Raw genomic sequence first — 2151 nt, forward strand, 5'->3', positions numbered from 1 at the left:
ACGCTCACCGCCCCGGCGGCCGCGGCCGCTCCCGGCGCCGCGGGTGCCGGTTCCGACCAGCCGGGGCAGTCCCGTCCCGGGAATCCGCACTTCGGGGACCCGGGACACCCCCACCCCGGGCCACCCGGGCTGCGCAAATTCGCCCCGGAGGGATTCCGGATCGGCAGCGCCGTCGCGGGTGGTGGGCACCACGCGGAGCAGCCCTATCCGGACCCGTTCGGTTCGGACACGCGGTACCGGCGGGAGCTGGCCACCCAGTTCGACTCGCTCTCGCCGGAGAACCAGATGAAGTGGGAGTACCTGCGCCCGGAGCCCGGCGTCTACGACTTCGACGCCGCCGACGCCATCGTGGACTTCGCCGAGCGCAACGGCCAGGTCGTGCGGGGTCACACCCTGCTGTGGCACAGCCAGAACCCGGAGTGGCTGGAGCAGGGGGACTTCACCGCGGACGAGCTGCGGACGATGCTGCGTGAGCACATCACGACGGTGGTGGGCCGCTACGCCGGGCGCATCCAGCAGTGGGACGTGGCCAACGAGATCTTCGACTCCCAGGGCGCGTTGCGCACGGAGGAGAACATCTGGATCCGGGAACTCGGCCCCGGCATCATCGCCGACGCCTTCCGCTGGGCGCACGAGGCCGACCCGCAGGCGGACCTGTTCTTCAACGACTACGGCGTCGCGGGGACCAACGCCAAGAGCGACGCCTACTACGCGCTGATCACCGACCTGCTCGACGAGGGTGTGCCGGTGCACGGCTTCTCCGCGCAGGCGCACCTGAGCCTGTCCTACGGCTTCCCCGCGGACATGGAGGACAATTTGCGCCGGTTCGACGACCTCGGCCTGGCGACCGCGGTCACGGAACTGGACGTGCGGATGGAGCTCCCGGACAGCGGCGTGCCCACCCGGGACCAGTTGGGCCGCCAGGCCGACTACTACGGGCGGGCACTGACGGCCTGCCTGAACGTCGACGGCTGCGACTCGTTCACGATCTGGGGCGTGCCCGACCGGTACTCCTGGGTGCCGGTCTTCTTCGAGGGGCAGGGCGCGGCGACGGTGCTGTGGGACGACTACTCCCCCAAGCCCGCCTACCACGCGCTCCGCACGCGCCTGGCCCGTGCGGGACACGGGGCCGCGAACCCGATGTGATCCACGCCGAGTCCCCGTTTACCCGGTGCGGGCCCGGGTTATCCGCGACGGTGCGGTACGCCCCTTCCGGGGTCGTACCGCACCGTTCGCAGACGAGGGGAGACACATGGCCAACAACGCCCACTTCATCGTCGCCGGACCGGGAGGAGCCCCGCACCTGATCGTCCGGGACGACCGGGGAACCCCGGTCACCGTCCTGGAGCTCCCGGTCGAGATCACCGAGCCCGCGCAGGCCGAGCAGCATCTGCGGGACGCGGGCTGGAACCGCAGCTCCGACGCCGACTGGGCGGAATCCGACGACGGCTGGGTGGTTCCCGTCCTCCCCGCCTGAGCACCGCGGGTGCTCAGCACCCGCCCGCCCGAGAGCACCCGCTCGAGAGCGCCGCTGAGCGGGCGCCGGATGACTGCCTGCCCGCTCGGGCTCAGGCCAGGGCCGCGCCGAGTTGCCGGAGGTGTGCGGTCGCGCCGCCGAGGGTGAACTCGGTGCGTTTGGCCGCGACGAAGTGGCGGTGGATCTCGTGGTCGGTGTCGATGCCGACCCCGCCGTGCAGGTGGACCGCCGCGTGCGCGACCCGGTGGCCCGCCTCGGAGGCCCAGTACTTGGCGGTGGCCAGTTCCTGCGCGGCGTCGGCGCCCGTGGCGCCCTCGGACAGCCGCCAGGCGGCCTGCCACAGCGTCAGCCGGACGGCCTCCACGTCGAGGTGGGCGTCGGCGAGCCGGTGCCGCACCGCCTGGAACGACCCGATCGGCTTGCCGAACTGTTCGCGCTCCCGCGCGTACTCGGCCGTGCGTTCCACGGCCCGTTCGAGCACCCCGAGCTGGGTCGCGCACAGCCCCACGGTCGTCCGGGCGCGGGCCAGGTCGGTCGCCGCGGCGGGCAGCACCGTCTCCACGGCGACGTCGTCCGCCTCCACCAGCGCGGCGTCCGCGTGGTCGACGACCGACTGCGGCGACACCGACAACCCCGGTGCGCCGGCGCCGACCAGGGCCAGCACCTCGTCCTCC

General features: G+C 72.8%; 3 protein-coding genes. 2 read left to right on the plus strand and 1 reads right to left on the minus strand.

Annotated elements, in window-relative coordinates:
* Nucleotides 1-1146 (plus strand): endo-1,4-beta-xylanase (locus ACTIR_RS0105045; protein WP_026453462.1); only part of this gene is annotated, 1146 nt, incomplete at its 5' end.
* A 106-nt stretch (nt 1147-1252) separates the two neighbouring features.
* The gene (locus tag ACTIR_RS0105050; RefSeq protein WP_026453463.1) at nt 1253-1477 is read left to right on the plus strand and encodes a hypothetical protein; all 225 of its coding nucleotides are present in this window, start codon (nt 1253-1255) and stop codon (nt 1475-1477) included.
* A gap of 91 nt (nt 1478-1568) precedes the next feature.
* On the opposite strand, the gene ACTIR_RS21805 is transcribed toward ACTIR_RS0105050, so the two are convergent.
* A partial coding sequence (locus tag ACTIR_RS21805; RefSeq protein WP_161629617.1) for an acyl-CoA dehydrogenase family protein occupies nt 1569-2151 on the minus strand: 583 nt, incomplete at its 5' end.

Origin of the sequence: Saccharomonospora iraqiensis subsp. iraqiensis, from assembly GCF_000430445.1 — a bacterium.
GTDB classification, from domain to species: domain Bacteria; phylum Actinomycetota; class Actinomycetes; order Mycobacteriales; family Pseudonocardiaceae; genus Saccharomonospora; species Saccharomonospora iraqiensis.

What these genes read in the sequence shown, in the direction of transcription:
- ACTIR_RS0105050 (WP_026453463.1), top strand. Translation starts at nt 1,253, where the DNA reads ATGGCCAACAACGCCCACTTCATCGTCGCCGGACCGGGAGGAGCCCCG.